The sequence below is a fragment of the Saccharothrix sp. genome (assembly GCF_031180885.1).
GTDB lineage: Bacteria > Actinomycetota > Actinomycetes > Mycobacteriales > Pseudonocardiaceae > Actinosynnema.
In genome coordinates, this window is the sequence record NZ_JAPSLK010000020.1 from 87,271 (window position 1) to 102,862 (window position 15,592).

Here is a 15,592-nt window from a genome sequence, read left to right on the forward strand (position 1 = left end):
GACCCTATCTCAGTCGATCCGGCGAAGATCTTTGCGGTAGGTCACGATGTTGTTCACGTACTTGTCCACCGCGAACTGCCACGCGCCCTCCGGCACCGTGTACCCCTCGCGCACGCGCGCCGGAACACCCAACGCCATCGCCCGCGAAGGCACGTGACCGTTGAACGACACCACCGCCCCGGCACCGACTATGGCACCGGTCTCCACCACGGCCCCGTTGAGCACCACCGAACCGGACGCGATCAGGCACCGGTCCGCGATGGTCGCGCCCTCGATGTGGACGTTGTGGCCGATCACGCACTCCTCGCCGATCAACGTTGGGTGCACCTCGGTGCAGTGGATCACCGTGCCGTCCTGGACCGATGTCCGCGCGCCGATCTCGATGCGCCCGGAATCACCGCGCAGCACCGCCTGCGGCCACACCGAGGCCTGCGCGCGGATGTGCACGTCGCCGATGACGGTGGCGTCGGGGTGCACGTAGGCGTCCGGGTGGATCACCGGCTCGTGGTCGCCCAGCGCGTAGATCGGCACAGCGGGTCCTCCCACGATCCTCCGCGAACTACGACAACAGCTCCTTCGCGAAGCAAAGGCTGTCCGGATCATGCCGGTAGACACCGAAGTTGTCGATGCGCTCGTACCCGCTGGTCTGGTACAGCCGGATCGCCTCCGGCTGGCGGGTCCCGGTCTCCAGGATCATGCGCCGGCGTCCGGCCGCCCGCGCCGACGACTCCAGCTCGGCCAGGACCACCCGGGACAGTCCCCGCCCGCGCACCGAGTCCGCCGTGTACATGCGCTTGATCTCGGCGTCACCGGGTCGCACAGAACCGTCGGCCACGTCGTGCGCCCGCCAGCCGCCGCACGCCACCGGGGCCCCGTCGAGGTAGCCGACGACGAAGTGGCCCAAGGGCGCGGCGAACTGCGCGGGGTCGACCGGGGTGACGTCCTCGTGGCCGTAGCGGACCACGTAGACCTCCTGGAGGTCCATGATCAGCTTCACCGAATCTGCATGGTCATACGCCCGCGTGAATAGTTCCACATCCACCAGGTTAATCGGAGCGTCCAGGCGTTATCTCCAGTGCTCCCACCCGGGCGGCTTCTCGTAGACCCGGCCGTCCACGGTCACCCCGCTCCCGTGCCGCACGGTGCCGATCGTCCGCCACCCCTCCGGCACCGCCCGGGGGTCCGGGAACGTGGCCGCCAGCGCGTGGTCCTCGCCGCCGGTGAGCACCCAGTGCCGCGCGTCCGCGCCCAACGCCGACGCCACGTCCAGCAGGCGCGGGTGGACCTCCAGCAGCTCGGTCCGGATGTCGATCCCGATGCCCGACTCGTCCGCGATGTGCCCGAGGTCGGCGAGCAGCCCGTCGGACACGTCGATCATCGCCGTCGCACCGGCCGCCGCCGCCTGCGGACCCGCCGCGTACGGGGGTTCGGGATTCCGCTGCGCCCCGACGACCGCCACCGGCGACCGGAAACCGCGCTGCAACACCGCCAGCCCACCGGCCGCCCAGCCGAGCCGTCCGCAGACCGCCACGACATCACCCACTTGGGCGCCCGACCGGGTGACGGGCTCCAAACCGTTCATGTCGCCCATCGCCGTAACGGAGATCACCAGTGTTGCCGAGGACACCATGTCCCCGCCCACCACACCGGCCCCCGCGGCGGCGGCCTCCTGCCACAGCCCGGCGGTGATCCCCTCCACCACCGAGGAGGGTGTGTCGGCCGGGCACGCCAGGCCCACGGTGAGGGCCGTGGGCACGGCTCCCATGGCCGCGACGTCGGCCAGGTTGACGGCCGCCGCCTTGCGGCCGACCTGCTCGGGAGACGACCAGTCGAGTCTGAAGTGGACACCCTCGACGAGCACGTCGGTGGACACCACGACACGGCCGTCCGGCGCGGCCACGACGGCCGCGTCGTCACCGGGTCCGAGGAGCGTCGTCGGCGGCTGCGCCCGACCGGCCGTCACCCGGCGGATGAGACCGAACTCACCCACTTCAGCGACCGTGTCCGCGTTCAGCGGCGGGTCCGGACGCAAGATTGCCTCCCGTTCTGAGCATTCGGAACCCCCACTGGGGTACGTTGCTGACCACGTTCCTACCCCGACCTGACCTGTCGCGACGAAGGGGCACGCCGTGGTGCACGCATACATCCTCATCCAGACCGAGGTCGGCAAGGCAGCCGCCGTCGCGGCAGAGATCTCCGGCATCCCCGGCGTCACCACCGCGGAGGACGTCACCGGCCCCTACGACGTGATCGTCCGCGCCGAGGCCGACACCGTGGACCAGTTGGGACAGCTCGTGGTCGCCCGCATCCAGAACGTCGAGGGCATCACCCGAACACTGACCTGCCCGGTGGTCCACCTGTAGGCCCGTGTTGTCATAACGGGGTGGCACAGGAACCGGAACCCACGTCCCTGCTCCCCCGCCCGCTGCTCGCGGTGGCCATCGGCCTGCCCGCGCTGCTCGCGGCGGGCGTGGCGGCCGTGGGCCTCTTCCTCGGCGCGAGCGGCAAGGAAGACCCCGCCGGCCCCACCGCGGACCGCTCGGGCCCGGTGGCCCTGGTCCCGGTGCCCGCACCCAAGGCGGAGTCCGAGGAGTGCAAGGCCCTCCTGAGCAAGCTCCCCATGCAGCTGGTCTCGAACGGCACGCCGATGCCGCGCCGGGACCTGGCCGCACCGGCCCCGGCGGGCGCGCTGGCGTGGGGTGACGCGAAGCACGAGCCGATCGTCCTGCGCTGCGGGCTGGACCGGCCGGGCGAGCTGACCCAGACGTCCCAACTCCGCGTCATCTCCGACGTCCAGTGGCTGGAGGTCACCCAGGCGGGCTCGTCGACCTGGTACGTGGTCGACCGCCCGGCCTACGTGGCCCTCACCGTCCCCGCGGACGCGGGCACCGGGCCGCTCCAGGACGTCTCGACGACGATCCGGGACACCCTCCCGGCCGTCCCGGTCGACACCACGGGCTGACTCAGCGCAGCCCGGTCCCCCGGGCGAGCGCGGTCTCGATGAGCGTGGTCAGCAGGGTCGGGTAGTCCACCCCGGTCTCCGCCCACATCCGCGGGTACATGGAGATCGGCGTGAACCCGGGCATGGTGTTGACCTCGTTCACGACCAGCTCGTCGTAGTCGGTGACGAAGAAGTCGACCCGGGCCAGCCCCTGGCAGTCCAGCGCCCGGAACGCCGTGATCGCCATCTCCCGCAGGGCGTCCGCCACGTGCGGCTCCAGCCGCGCCGGGATGTCGAACTCGCACACGTCGTCGAGGTACTTCGCGTCGAAGTCGTACCAGTCCACGGCGCCGCCGACGACCCGCAGCTCCGCCGGCAGGGACGCCTCGACCCGCCCGTCCGGGAACTCCAGCACCCCGCACTCGACCTCGCGGCCCGACACGGCCGCCTCGACGATCACCTTCGGGTCGGTCTTCCGGGCCAGCGCGATGGCGCTGTCCAGGTGCGACCAGTCGACCACCTTGGAGATCCCCACCGACGACCCGGCCCGCGCCGGCTTCACGAACACGGGCAGCCCCAACCGCTCCCGGTCGTCCACCGACAGCGTGTCCTGGTCGCGCCGCAGCACCACGAACTCGCCCACCGGCAGGCCCGCGCCCTTGAGCAGCCGCTTGGTGAACTCCTTGTCCATCGCCACGGCCGACGCCAGCACGCCCGGACCCACGTACGGGATGGACGCCAGCTCCAGCAGGCCCTGGATGGTCCCGTCCTCGCCCCACGCGCCGTGCAGCACCGGGAACACCACGTCCACGTCGGACAGCACCTCGTCCGGCGACACCGGCACCAGCTCGCCACCGGACACCGGCACGAGCGAGTTCACCGACGGCAGCCGGCGGTCGCGCACCTCCAGCGCCTTGGTGTCGTCGGCGCCGATCACCCACCGGCCGTCCTCGTGGGTGATGCCGACCGGCACCACCTCGAACCGCTCGCGGTCCAGGTGCGGGAGGATGCTGCCGGCGGACAGGCAGGAGACCATGTGCTCGCTGCTGCGCCCGCCGAACACGACGGCGACCTTGGTCTTTCGTGTCATGGTCAGCGACCCTACCCGGATGGCGTAACGCGCGATCCCAGCAGCTCTACCAACACCGGCAGCGCCCGGTCGAGCTGCTCCCGCGAGCACGCCCCGTACCCGATCGCCACGCCGAACACCTTCGGCCGGCCCGCGTGGTGCCGCGCCAGGCCGTCCAGCCGGAACCCGCGCGCCTCGGCCTCGGCCAGCAGCTCCTTCTCCGCGCCGGCGTCCTCCAGGAGCACCACGACGTGCGCGCCGGCGTCGTCACCGAGGACCGCCACCCCCGCCTCCGCCAGCGTCGAGGCCACCAGGGCCCGCCGCTCCGCCAGCTCCCGACGCAGCTTTCGCAGGTGCCGCCCGAGATCGCCGTGCCGGGCCAGCTCGACCAGCACCCGCTGGCCCGCCGCCGACGGGCTCGTCCCCGTCCGGTCCCGGTGGGCCAGCACATCGGCCGCGATCCGCTCCGGCGCGACCATCCACCCGGCGCCCAGGGTCGGTGTGAGAATCTTGCTCGTGGTCCCCAGGTGCACCACGACGTCCGGTGCCAACGCCGCCAACAACGGCAGCGGGGCCACGTCGAACCGCAGCTCGCCGTCGTAGTCGTCCTCGACCACGAGCCACTTCTCCGCCCGCGCCCGCTCCACCAGCGCGACCCGCCGCGCCGCCGACATCCGGCCGCCCATCGGGTACTGGTGGGCCGGCGAGCAGTACACGCCCCGCACGCCCGACGGCACGCCCTCGACCAACAACCCCTCTTCGTCGACCGGCGCCTGCACGACCTTCACGCCCGCCGACCGCAGCGCCCACACCGCCCGCTGGTAGCCGGGTTCCTCGACGGCCACCGCGTCACCGGGCCTGAACACCGCCGCCGCCAGCTCCACCAGGGCCGCCGTGGTCCCGCCGGTCGCCAGCACCTGCTCGTCGCGCAACCCGCCGCGCACGGCCAGTCCCCGGTGCCGCAGCAGGTGCTCGGCGACGACGCCCCGGTACTCGGGCAGCCCGGCGCGCTGGGGCCGGAACAGCGGCAGGGCGTCCGCCGCCGCCCGCCACGCCCGCCGCCACGCCGCCCGGTCCAGCCCTTCGGCCCACGGCGCGCCGGGAGCCAGGTCGAGGACGTCGGCGGGCGCGGTGGACACCGGCGCCTTGCGCGGCCGGGACTTCAGCGCGCCCGGCGGGGTGGTCGTCACGTACGTCCCCGAGCCGTGCCGCCCGGCGATCCAGCCCTCGGCGTGCAACTGCTCGTATGCTGCTGCCGTCACGGTCCGGCTCACGCCCAGCCGCTCGGCCAGCGCCCGGGTGGACGGCAGCCGGTCGCCCAGCCGCAGCCGACCGTCGGCCGCAGCCGCGCGCAGGGCGTCGGCGAGCTGCACGGCCAGCGGCTCGGCGGAGGCGCGGTCCAGCGTCACGGGAAGCGCGGTCTCGGCCACAAGTGGCCTCCTGGATCACCTCGAAATTGGCCCTTGAGGAATGCCACTTTACCCAGCAGCCTCGAACCATGACCCCGCCGTTGTCCCCCACCGACCGCAGCACCGTCAAGCGCGGCAAGCACCGCGCGGTCACCGACCGGTCCGCCCTGCACGCCGTCCTGGACGCCGCCCTCGTGTGCCACCTCGCCGTGGTCGTCGACGGCGCGCCGCTGGTGCTGCCGACCGGCTTCGGCCGCGACGGCGACCGGATCTACCTGCACGGTTCCACCGGCGCGCGCAGCCTGCGCGAGGCCGCGACCGGCGTGCCGGTGTGCGTCGCGGTGACCGTGCTGGACGGCGTGGTCTACGCGCGCTCGGTGTTCGACCACTCCATGAACTACCGCGCCGCCGTCGTCCACGGCACCGCCGTCCCGGTCACCGACCCGGACGAGAAGACCCGCGCGCTGCGCGTCCTCACCGAGCACATCGCGCCCGGCTCGTGGGACTACGCCCGCCGCCCCACCGCCAAGGAACTCGCCGCGACCTCCGTGCTCGCGCTGGACCTCACCGAGGCGTCGGTGAAGATCCGCTCCGGCCCGCCCGGCGACGAGGAGGACGACGTCCTGGCAGGCGAGAAGTGGGCCGGGGTCCTGCCGCTGCACGCCGCGTGGGGCAAGCCCGTGGCGGACCCGTCCCTGGTCGGCGAGTGGGAGGTGCCCCCGCACGTCGCGCGGCGCGCCGGCACCCCGCACGACTAGCGCCTGCCGCGGAGCGCCTACAGCGGCACCGGGCCGGCCACCGGGTCGAAGCCGAACGGCCGCATGGTCCGCTCGCCGTCGCGGTACACGTGGATCGAGACGGCGGGGTCCGCCCCGTCGTTGCGCACCTGGTGGACGTAGTTCGGGCCGAACACCCGGGACTGACCGGCCACCAGGTGGTGCAGCACCTGCGTCGGGCCGGGCGCGACGACCTCCGTCAGCGCCCCGCTGACCACCGTGAACGCCCCGCTGGTGGCGCCGTGGTCGTGCAGGTCGGCGGACTGGCCGGGCAGCCAGCTCATCAGCCACACCTCCTGCCGCTCGGTCTTCTCGACCAGCGCGGCGAAGCGGGTGTCGGGGTCGTAGCGCAGCAGGTGGGCCCAGCGCTCCCGCCGCGCCGCCACGTCGAGCGCGATCCGCACCGGGTGCAGGGCGGCGTGCGACTGGGGCAGTGCGATGGTGTTCTCCGGAACGGCGAACATGGTTCCTTCTTCGTCGGTGATGTGCGGAAGCGTGAGCCTGAAGCCCACAGGACGCGAATCGATCACCGACAGGAACAGAGCGCGCTGGCGACCAGGCTGAGGTCGATGTGACCCCGCCCGTGGCTCATGGCGCGGAAGGACATGCCAGAGAGAGTGACAGCACGGACCCTCCCGGGCAAGCCCTCCCACGCCGTGGGACCGGCTTTCAGCCGGCCGAGTGATCAAGAGCGGCGAGCACGTCCGCCACGAGGTCCGCCGTGTCCTCGCACCCGGCGGACACCCGCACGAACCCTTCGGGCACCGGATCGCCCCACTGCGCCCGCCGATCACACGTCGTGTGCAGCCCGCCAAAGCTCGTGGACTCGGCCACCAACGCCGAGCGCTTCACGAAACCGGCCACCGCCTCCGCGGAAGCCAACTCGAACGCCAACACCCCGCCGAACCGCCGCATCTGCCTGCCGGCGACTTCATGCGCGGGGTCCTCGGCACTCCCCGGCCACCGCAGGTTCCGCACCGCCGGGTGACCCTTCAACACCTCGTACAGCGCCGCCGCGTTCTCCGCCTGCCGGGCCAGCCTCAGGTCCAGCGTCCCCAGTCCCCGGTGGACCATCCACGCCTCGAACGGGCCGGGGATCGCGCCGCCGACCGTCCGCCCGGCGCGGACCTTCGCCGCCAACTCGGGGTCCGCCGTGGACACGTGTCCCATCAGGACGTCGCTGTGCCCGGCCACCGCCTTGGTGTCACTGCTCACCACGATGTCCGCGCCCAGCTCCAACGGCCGCTGCCCCAACGGCGTCGCCGTCGTGTTGTCCACCGCGACCAACGCCCCGGCCTCGTGCGCCGCTTGAGCCAGTGCCGTGATGTCGCACACGTCCAGCCCAGGGTTCGACGGCGACTCCAGCAGAACCAGCCGCACCCCCTCGAACGACGGATACGGGCCGGCGGTAGGCGCTTCCACCACCTCCACCGGCATCTCCGCCACCAACGTCCGAGTCAGGTAGTACCCATCGCTCGGCACGACCACGGTGTCACCAGCCGACAGCACCACCCGCAACACGGTCGAGATCGCCGCCATCCCCGACGGGAACAGCACCGCCTCGCCGCCGTCCAACGACCCCAGCGCGGCTTCCAACGCCCGCCAGGTCGCGTTGTGCGGCCGACCGTAGGTGTCCTCACCGCCCAGGTGGTAGGTCGAGGCGAACACGGGACTGCTCCCGAACGGCTCACCGGCCGCTGGCGGCACCGAATGCACCACCCGCGTGCCGTCACCCCAGTCGGTCACTGCCGCTCCGCCTTCCGCTCCCGCTCCAGCAACGCGGCCGTCAGCAGCCGCGGGTCCAGCCCCTCGTGGCACACCCGGTGCACGCCATCGGTGATCGGCATGTCCACGCCCAGCCGCGCCGCCAGCTCGCGGATCGACGAGCACGACTTCACGCCCTCGGCCACCTGCCCGTGCGCGGCCTCCTGCGCCTGCGCCACGGTGTCGCCGCGCCCGAGCCGCTCCCCGAACGACCGGTTGCGCGACAACGGCGACGCGCAGGTCGCCACCAGGTCGCCCAGTCCGGCCAACCCGGCGAACGTCAACGGGTCCGCGCCCAGCGCCGCGCCCAGCCGCGCGGTCTCCGCCAGGCCGCGGGTGATGATCGACGCCATCGTGTTGTCGCCGAACCCGAGCCCCGCCGCCATGCCGCACGCCAGCGCGATGACGTTCTTGCACGCCCCGCCCAGCTCGCAGCCGACCACGTCGACGTTGGTGTAGGGCCGGAAGTAGGAGGTGGAGCACGCGTGCTGGAGGTCGACCGCCCGGTCGTGGTCGGTGCACGCGATCACCGTGGCGGTGGGCTGCTCGGCCGCGATCTCCTTGGCCAGGTTCGGCCCGGACACCACGGCCACCTGGTCCTCGGGCACTTCCGCGACCTCGCGCACGACCTCGCTCATCCGCTTGAGCGTGCCCAGTTCGACGCCCTTGGCCAGGCTGACCAGGGTCGCGGCGGCCGGCAGCAGCGGCCGCCACTCGGCGAGGTTGGCCCGCAGCGTCTGGCTCGGGACGCCCAGCACCACGGCTTGCGCACCCGCCAAGGCCTTCTCGGCGTCGTGCGTGGCCACCAGGTTCGCCGGCAGCTTCGTGCCGGGCAGGTACCCGGAGTTCACCCGGGACCGGGTGATCTCGTCGGCGACCTCCGCCCGCCGGGCCCACAGGACGACGTCCGTGCCCGCGTCGGCGAGCACCTTCGCGAAGGCCGTGCCCCACGACCCCGCACCCATCACCGCGACGCGCTCCACGGTCAGCTCTTCTTCGCGGTGTAGAAGCCGTCGGGCGCGGTCTCCTGGCGGACGTCCGCCAGCAGCTCCTTGACCTCGCCCATGATCACGTCGGTGACCTCGCGCAGCAGCGGCAGGGTCTCCGGCTTGCCCCGGTAGGCCGACAGGTCCACCGGCGCGCCGACCTTGGTCACGATCGTCTTGCGCGGGAACGGCCGGAACTTCCTGCGGTAGTGGTCGTAGATCTCGCGGGTGCCCCAGCGCGCGGCGGGCAGCACCGGGACGTCGTGCTCCAGCGCGAGCCGGGCGACGCCGGTGCGGCAGGTCATCGGCCAGCCGTCCGGGTCCTTGGTGATCGTGCCCTCGGGGTAGATGACCACGACCAGGCCCTGCTCCAGGGCGTCGTGGGCGGCGCGGAGGCTCTGCTGGGCGTCGGTGGTGCCCCGGTAGACCGGGATCTGCTTCGCGCCCTTGACGACAGTGCCGACGAACGGGACGTTCCACAGGCTGTGCTTGGCCAGGAAGTGCGGCACCCGGCCCTGCTTGTGCGTGAAGACGGCGTCGTAGACCGGGTCGAGGTGGGACACGTGGTTCATCACGAGGAGCGCGCCACCGGTCTTCGGGATGCGCTCCCCGCCCTCGTTGCGCCGCCGCGCGAGCAGCGCGGTCACCGGGTAGAAGACCGCCGCGGCGAACCCCACCCAGAAGCCGCCTTTCTCCTTGGCCACCTGTACTCCCTCTCGTCACCCGCCGGACGCCTGGAGTCTTCCCCCGGGTCGGTCCCGGGTCCAGTCGTGCCCTCGCGCTCGTCGGCGTCGGATATCGGGGAGTATGGCTGGTGTGCGTGCCGACGTGGACCTCGTGGTGCCGGTGAAGGCCCTGCGACGTGCGAAGACCCGCTTGGTGGGGGTGACCGACGACCGCCCGGCCCTGGCCCTGGCGTTCGCCCTGGACACCATCTCCGCCGCGCTGCCGGTCGTCCGGAGTGTGCTTGCCATCACAGACGACCCGTCGGTCGCGGCCGAACTGGCGGCGCTGGGCGTCGATTCGACACCCGGCCCCGAGGGCCTCAACGAGGCGCTGCGACACGGCGCCGCACGCCTCCGGTCCCGCGATCGCCGCTCGGTGGTAGGCGCCCTTCAAGCCGACCTGCCCGCTCTCCGCACCGACGAACTGAAGCTGGCCTTGGCCGCGGCAGAGGGCCGCGCGTTCTGCCCCGACCGCCAGGGCACCGGAACCACTCTCCTGCTGTCCGCCCCGGGCGAGGACCTGATGCCACGTTTCGGCGTCGGCTCGGCGGAGGCACACGCCCGCGACGCCCAGACGTTGATCGGCCCGTGGCCGTCACTGCGCAACGACGTCGACACCGCCGAAGACCTCGACCTGGCAGCGGAGTTGGGACTGGGGCCACGCACGTGCGCGACCCTCAGCCCCGTGTGCGGCTAACAACAAGCAGAGCCGTCGCCGCAGCCCCGGCCGAACAGCATCGGGCAGCCGTAGCCGTAGTCCGGATCAGGAGCCAGTGGCAGGCGCTTGCGCGGTGCCTCCGCCGGTCGAACGCCGGCAGGGTTCGCCGTCGTCTTCAACTGAACGTTGGTGCGCGTCTCCTGCGCCTCATAAGCCGCCTTCGACAGCTTCAACACCTCCACCCCGCGCGCGAAGTCAGCCAGGAACACCCGGTCCCGGTGGAAGTACGGGGCCCACGACACCGCGCCCTCCGGCCGCCAGTAAGCGATCTGGATGGGCTTCGTCGGGTCCGTGATGTCCAGGAAGCGCGTCCCCTGCTCGTACCAGGAGTACGCCACCACCCGCTTCTGCACGTCGAAGTAGTGCGCCGAGCAGAACACGTCCGGACCGGGCAGCGTGCCCTCCTGGTCGTCCGGGCTCCACACCCCGACCGTCTTCAACGTGAACGGCTTGTCCGGGCTCGCCCGCCACGACTCGCCACCCGTCGAACCCTCCAGCGACGAGATGACGAACCGGCCCTGGTCCTTGCACGTGGCCGACTCGAACGCCTCCTCGGTGTGCAGCAGCAGGCTGCCCGCCGGGTGCTCCGGAGTCGGCTTCGGGCCGTCCGCCAGCGTTCGACCCACCGGACGGAACGAGTTGTGCGAGAACGACGTCGGCATGTCCAGCTTCGGCGCGGCCCCGCCCGCGTACGGGATCGGGTCCACCGCCGTCGCCTCGCGCCAACGACCCGTCAACGGGTCCCGGTGCCGACCCTTCGTCCAATACCCCCGTGTGCCACCGGTACCCGCCACCCACGCCACACCCGCCGCGTCCACCTGGACGTCGTGGGTCATGTGGGTCTCGCCCTGGTTGCGGTTGAGGTCGACGTAGGTCGGCAGGGTCTTCGGGTTGCGCGGGTCGCGGATGTCGGTCACGAAGACCTTGCCGGACCGGCGGTAGGTGTCGGGGTCGGTGGACGGGGTGCCGTCGTAGCCGGTGGTCCACAGGTACGTGCAGTCGTTGACGCACGTGGTGATGTGGCCGGTGCCCATGGGGGCGAAGTTCAGCAGTTCCAGGTTCGCCGGGTCGGCCGCCGAGATGAGGTACACCCCCGTGGGCCGCTCGTTGCCCGGTTTGCGGCCGAACGCGCTGCGCTCACGCGCCAGGAAGACCAGCTTGCGCTTGGCGTCGACGGTGACGTCCTCGTTCTCCCAGAAGCGCTGGGCCGGGTCGTCGCCGGGCAGCGCCAACTCCTGCTTGGTGAGGTGGTCGAGGAACCTCGGGTGGTCGGTGTCGGTCACGTCGTAGGTCTTGAGACCCCACGTGCCGCTGACGAACATCACGTCCCGGTTCCGGTACTGCACGAAGTTGATGGAGATCGCGCCCTCGGTCTCCGGGATCGCCGCGCGCAGCTCGACGTTCCCGGCCGCCGCCGGCAGCGGCTCCCCGCCCTCGTCGGTGAACACGACGGGCGCCGCCGAAGCGGTGCTCTGCCCGGCGAAGCCGATCATCAGGGCGACGACGGCCCCTGCCAAAACCCTCATGCCCGCCACTCCTTTCGGTAATGGGGTCATCGCGGAGCGTGGCAGCCGGCGGGACGGCGCCACCACCCCCCGATCGGCTAGCGTTGCCGGCGTGGTCGAGCAGGCGACGGTGAGCGCGCACCACGCGGACGGTTCGGCGACCGTGCTGCGCGATGACGGCGTGCTCGTGGACGTCCCGGCGGCGGCCGTCGCCGAAGGCGGCTGGCGGGTGCTGCGCCCGGGGCAGCGCGTGACGGTCGAGCGCGCGAACGACGGCCGGGTGCGGGTTTTGCGCAAACCGGTGTGACCGGAGTTCGCCTCTCCTCCCGGTGTGACCGGGAGTTCACCTCTCCGCCGACTCCGATCAGCGCGGAGCCGCACTTTGTGCGGAACAATGCCTACTGTGAGCACGGACAACACACCCGAGCAGCCCAAGCGACGCACGAGGACACCGCGGACCCAACCGGCCGCGAGCGCGCCCCGCCGCCGCCCACGTCCGGCAGTCCGTCGCACCACGCGGGGCGTGCCCCAGGCCGAGACGCCGCAGCGCCCCTTCCCCAGCTCACCGCCGGCCGTCACGGCCAGCCTGGAGGCCCAGGACCTGCCCGACGACCGGTACTTCAACCGCGAGCTGTCCTGGCTGGACTTCAACGCCCGCGTGCTCGCCCTGGCCGAGGACTCCTCCCAGCCGCTGCTGGAGCGCGCGAAGTTCCTCGCGATCTTCGCGTCCAACCTCGACGAGTTCTACATGGTGCGGGTCGCCGGCCTGAAGCGCCGCGACGAGACCGGCCTGTCGGTGCGCAGCGCGGACGGGCTCACGCCGCGCGAGCAGCTGGCCGCTATCTCCAAGCGCACCCAGGAACTGGTCGAGCAGCACGCCCGCGCGTTCCTCGACCACATCCAGCCGGAGCTGGAGAAGCACGGCATCAGCATCGTCAACTGGGCGCAGCTGACCGACTTCGAGAAGCTGCGGCTGTCGAACTACTTCACCGACCAGGTGTTCCCGGTGCTCACGCCGCTCGCCGTGGACGCCGCGCACCCGTTCCCCTACATCTCCGGCCTGTCGCTGAACCTGGCCGTGACGGTGCGCGACCCCGAAGGCGGGGCGGAGCGGTTCGCGCGCATCAAGGTGCCGGACAACGTGCCGCGGCTGGTCCGGGTGGAGGCCGACCGCACCAGCGAGACGGCCACGTTCCTGCCGCTGGAAGAACTCATCTCCGCCCACCTGGGCGAGCTGTTCGCGGGCATGCAGGTCATCGAGTGCCACGCCTTCCGGGTCACCCGCAACGCCGACCTGGAGGTCGAGGAGGACCAGGACGAGGACCTGCTGAAGTCCCTGGAGCGCGAACTGGTGCGCCGCCGGTTCGGTCCGCCGGTCCGGCTGGAGATCGCCGGGGACATGACCGAGCACATGCTGGACCGGCTGCTGCGGGAGCTGGAGGTCGACCCGCACGACGTGGTCCAGGTGCCCGGTCTGCTGGACCTGTCGTGCCTGTGGCAGCTCTACAGCGTGGACCGCAAGCAGCTCAAGGACGCGCCGTTCGTGCCCGCGACGCACCCGGCGTTCGGCGAGCGGGAGACGCCCAAGAGCATCTTCGCCACGCTGCGCGAGGGTGACGTGCTCGTGCACCACCCGTACGACTCGTTCTCCACGTCCGTGCAGCGGTTCATCGAGCAGGCCGCCGCGGACCCTCGCGTGCTGGCCATCAAGCAGACCCTGTACCGCACATCGGGTGACTCCCCGATCGTGGACGCGCTGATCGACGCGGCCGAGGCGGGCAAGCAGGTCGTGGCGCTGGTGGAGATCAAGGCGCGCTTCGACGAGCAGGCGAACATCAAGTGGGCGCGGGCGCTGGAGAAGGCGGGCGTGCACGTCGTCTACGGCCTCATGGGCCTCAAGACGCACTGCAAGACCTCGCTGGTGGTCCGGCAGGAGGGTTCGCGGATCCAGCGCTACTGCCACATCGGCACCGGCAACTACAACCCGAAGACCGCCCGCCTGTACGAGGACATCGGCATCCTGACCGCCGAGCCGACCATCGGCGCGGACCTCACCGACCTGTTCAACGTCCTCACCGGCTACGCCCGGCAGGAGCACTACCGCAGCCTGCTGGTGTCGCCCAAGGGCGTGCGGCGCGGGATCGTGGAGCGCATCGAGCGCGAGATCGAGCTGGCGCGCGCGGGCGAGCGGTCCGGGGTGCGCATCAAGGTGAACTCGCTCGTGGACGAACAGGTCATCGACGCGCTGTACCGGGCGTCCCAGGCGGGCGTGCCGGTGCAGGTGGTCGTGCGGGGCGTGTGCACGCTCAAGCCGGGCCTGAAGGGCCTGTCGGAGAACATCCACGTGCGCTCGATCCTGGGCCGGTTCCTGGAGCACTCGCGGGTGTTCCACTTCATCGGCTGCGGCGAGCACTGGATCGGCAGCGCGGACATGATGCACCGCAACCTCGACCGCCGGGTCGAGGTGCAGGTGCGGGTGACCGACCCGAAGCTGACCAACCAGCTCGACGACATGCTCGACTCGGCGCTGGAGCCCAGCACGCGCTGCTGGGTGCTGCAGCCCGACGGCGAGTGGGAGGCGTCCCCGACCGACGGCGGGCGCGTGCGGGACCACCAGACCGAGCTGCTGCGCGCGCACCGCGCGGTGGGGTGAGGCGCGTGATCCGGGCTGCCGGCGCCGTCCTGTGGCGCGACGGCTTGGTCGCCGTCGTGCACCGGCCGCGCTACGACGACTGGTCGCTGCCGAAGGGGAAGCTGGACGCGGGCGAGACCGTGCCCGCGGCGGTGGTGCGGGAGGTGCTGGAGGAGACCGGGTTCCACGCCGTCCTCGGGCGGTACCTGACCACCCTGTCCTACACCGCGTTCGGCAAGCCGAAGAAGGTCGACTTCTTCAGCGCGCGGGCGGTGTCGGGCGAGTTCACGCCCAACGACGAGGTGGACGAGCTGCGCTGGCTGCCGGTCGAGCAGGCCGCGGCACTGGTGTCCAGGGACGGCGACCGCGAGGTGCTGGACGTGTTCGCCGCGTCCCCGCCGGACCTGGCCACGCTGCTGCTGGTGCGCCACGCCAAGGCGGGCAAGCGGGACCACTGGGCGGGCGACGACGACCTGCGCCCGCTCAGCTCCGCCGGGTGGCGGCAGGCCGCCGGGCTGCGCGCCCTGCTGCCCCTGTGGAGGCCGTCCCGCGTGCACTCCGCGCCGCGCGTGCGGTGCGTGGAGACCGTGCAGGGGGTCGCCGAGGACCTCGGGCTGGGCGTGCTGCTGGAGCCCCGGCTGGCCGAGGAGGGCTACTGGCCCGACCGCGAGGCGGGGCTGGTGCGGCTGCTGGAGATCGCCGACGGGGCGGGCGTGCCGGTGGTGTGCAGCCAGGGGGAGGTCATCCCGGACGTGGTGGCCACCCTGGCGTCGCTGTCCGGGCTGCCGCTGGGCGGGGACGTGCCGTGCAAGAAGGGCAGCGTGTGGGTCCTGTCGTTCCGCCGGCCGGAGCCGGGTTGGTCCACATCGGACAGCACCGCCACCTGGCCCCGCCTGGTCTCGGCCCACTACCTCCCGACCCCGTTGGCCGCGCCCGTGCCCTGACCCGCCGAAGCCGCCCTTTCGCGGAGAACAGGGCCGTCCGGGAGTGCTGGGCGGCCCTTTTTCGTGCCTGAAGAGCCTTCTGCGGCCACGTCGGATTCGTCCCGCTCACTCACACCGGTATGG

The 15,592-nt window shown here is 72.0% G+C and carries 17 protein-coding genes; 7 read left to right on the forward strand and 10 right to left on the reverse strand.

Translation table 11 applies throughout. From position 1 onward, the window contains the following. Nucleotides 1-9: 9 nt before the first annotated feature. The 3 genes from RIN75_RS22925 to RIN75_RS22935 all read right to left on the reverse strand — a co-directional run bounded on the left by RIN75_RS22925 (nucleotide 10) and on the right by RIN75_RS22935 (nucleotide 2,032). A complete protein-coding gene (locus RIN75_RS22925; RefSeq protein WP_309114053.1) occupies nucleotides 10-531 on the reverse strand; it encodes a gamma carbonic anhydrase family protein in 522 nt (173 codons plus the stop codon). Between the two features lie 28 nt (nucleotides 532-559). After that, on the reverse strand, nucleotides 560-985 hold the full coding sequence (locus RIN75_RS22930; RefSeq protein ID WP_375296008.1) for a GNAT family N-acetyltransferase: 426 nt from the start codon (nucleotides 983-985) through the stop codon (nucleotides 560-562). Nucleotides 986-1,066: 81 nt separating this feature from the next. Further along, nucleotides 1,067-2,032 carry a thiamine-phosphate kinase gene (locus RIN75_RS22935; protein WP_309114055.1) on the reverse strand — a complete coding sequence of 322 codons (966 nt, stop codon included), beginning with the start codon at nucleotides 2,030-2,032 and terminating at the stop codon, nucleotides 1,067-1,069. A gap of 97 nt (nucleotides 2,033-2,129) precedes the next feature. Here RIN75_RS22935 and RIN75_RS22940 point away from each other — a divergent pair, with 97 nt between their 5' ends. Continuing rightward, entirely contained in the window at nucleotides 2,130-2,363 is a 234-nt protein-coding gene (locus RIN75_RS22940) for an Lrp/AsnC ligand binding domain-containing protein (protein WP_309114056.1), read from the forward strand. Nucleotides 2,364-2,383: 20 nt separating this feature from the next. Next, on the forward strand, nucleotides 2,384-2,962 hold the full coding sequence (locus RIN75_RS22945) for a DUF3515 domain-containing protein (protein WP_309114057.1): 579 nt from the start codon (nucleotides 2,384-2,386) through the stop codon (nucleotides 2,960-2,962). A gap of 1 nt (nucleotide 2,963) precedes the next feature. Here RIN75_RS22945 and RIN75_RS22950 read toward each other — a convergent pair whose 3' ends face one another. Together RIN75_RS22950 and RIN75_RS22955 are read right to left on the reverse strand one after the other, a co-directional pair. Next, nucleotides 2,964-4,031 (reverse strand): D-alanine--D-alanine ligase family protein, encoded by a 1,068-nt coding sequence (locus tag RIN75_RS22950; RefSeq protein ID WP_309114058.1) that lies wholly within the window; start codon nucleotides 4,029-4,031, stop codon nucleotides 2,964-2,966. An 11-nt stretch (nucleotides 4,032-4,042) separates the two neighbouring features. After that, the gene (locus RIN75_RS22955; protein ID WP_309114059.1) at nucleotides 4,043-5,440 is read right to left on the reverse strand and encodes a PLP-dependent aminotransferase family protein; all 1,398 of its coding nucleotides are present in this window, start codon (nucleotides 5,438-5,440) and stop codon (nucleotides 4,043-4,045) included. A gap of 68 nt (nucleotides 5,441-5,508) precedes the next feature. On the opposite strand from RIN75_RS22955, the gene RIN75_RS22960 reads away from it, so the two are divergent. Continuing rightward, a complete protein-coding gene (locus RIN75_RS22960; RefSeq protein WP_309114060.1) occupies nucleotides 5,509-6,177 on the forward strand; it encodes a pyridoxamine 5'-phosphate oxidase family protein in 669 nt (222 codons plus the stop codon). 17 nt (nucleotides 6,178-6,194) lie between these two features. Here RIN75_RS22960 and RIN75_RS22965 read toward each other — a convergent pair whose 3' ends face one another. The 4 genes from RIN75_RS22965 to RIN75_RS22980 form a co-directional block, all read right to left on the reverse strand. Then, entirely contained in the window at nucleotides 6,195-6,659 is a 465-nt protein-coding gene (locus RIN75_RS22965; RefSeq protein ID WP_309114061.1) for a cysteine dioxygenase family protein, read from the reverse strand. Between the two features lie 205 nt (nucleotides 6,660-6,864). Beyond that, the gene (locus RIN75_RS22970; protein ID WP_309114062.1) at nucleotides 6,865-7,941 is read right to left on the reverse strand and encodes a cystathionine gamma-lyase; all 1,077 of its coding nucleotides are present in this window, start codon (nucleotides 7,939-7,941) and stop codon (nucleotides 6,865-6,867) included. Beyond that, nucleotides 7,938-8,924, reverse strand: a complete 987-nt coding sequence (locus RIN75_RS22975; RefSeq protein WP_309114085.1) for an NAD(P)H-dependent glycerol-3-phosphate dehydrogenase — start codon at nucleotides 8,922-8,924, stop codon at nucleotides 7,938-7,940. Before RIN75_RS22975 ends, RIN75_RS22970 begins: the two co-directional genes overlap by 4 nt. Nucleotides 8,925-8,944: 20 nt before the next feature. After that, entirely contained in the window at nucleotides 8,945-9,649 is a 705-nt protein-coding gene (locus tag RIN75_RS22980) for a lysophospholipid acyltransferase family protein (RefSeq protein WP_309114063.1), read from the reverse strand. Between the two features lie 103 nt (nucleotides 9,650-9,752). Between RIN75_RS22980 and cofC the strand changes: the two genes are divergently transcribed. After that, a complete protein-coding gene (gene cofC, locus RIN75_RS22985) occupies nucleotides 9,753-10,367 on the forward strand; it encodes a 2-phospho-L-lactate guanylyltransferase (protein ID WP_375296006.1) in 615 nt (204 codons plus the stop codon). Here cofC and RIN75_RS22990 read toward each other — a convergent pair. Continuing rightward, a complete protein-coding gene (locus RIN75_RS22990; protein ID WP_309114065.1) occupies nucleotides 10,364-11,914 on the reverse strand; it encodes a hypothetical protein in 1,551 nt (516 codons plus the stop codon). The two genes, cofC and RIN75_RS22990, sit on opposite strands and share 4 nt — an antisense overlap. A 91-nt stretch (nucleotides 11,915-12,005) precedes the next feature. On the opposite strand from RIN75_RS22990, the gene RIN75_RS22995 reads away from it, so the two are divergent. From RIN75_RS22995 to RIN75_RS23005, 3 genes are all read left to right on the forward strand, one after another. Continuing rightward, nucleotides 12,006-12,200, forward strand: coding sequence for a hypothetical protein (locus RIN75_RS22995; protein ID WP_309114066.1), 195 nt, complete (start codon nucleotides 12,006-12,008; stop codon nucleotides 12,198-12,200). An 87-nt stretch (nucleotides 12,201-12,287) separates the two neighbouring features. Then, entirely contained in the window at nucleotides 12,288-14,546 is a 2,259-nt protein-coding gene (locus RIN75_RS23000; protein ID WP_309114067.1) for an RNA degradosome polyphosphate kinase, read from the forward strand. Continuing rightward, nucleotides 14,543-15,469, forward strand: coding sequence for an NUDIX hydrolase (locus tag RIN75_RS23005; RefSeq protein WP_309114068.1), 927 nt, complete (start codon nucleotides 14,543-14,545; stop codon nucleotides 15,467-15,469). The genes RIN75_RS23000 and RIN75_RS23005 overlap by 4 nt, the downstream gene beginning before the upstream one ends. Nucleotides 15,470-15,592 lie beyond the last annotated feature (123 nt).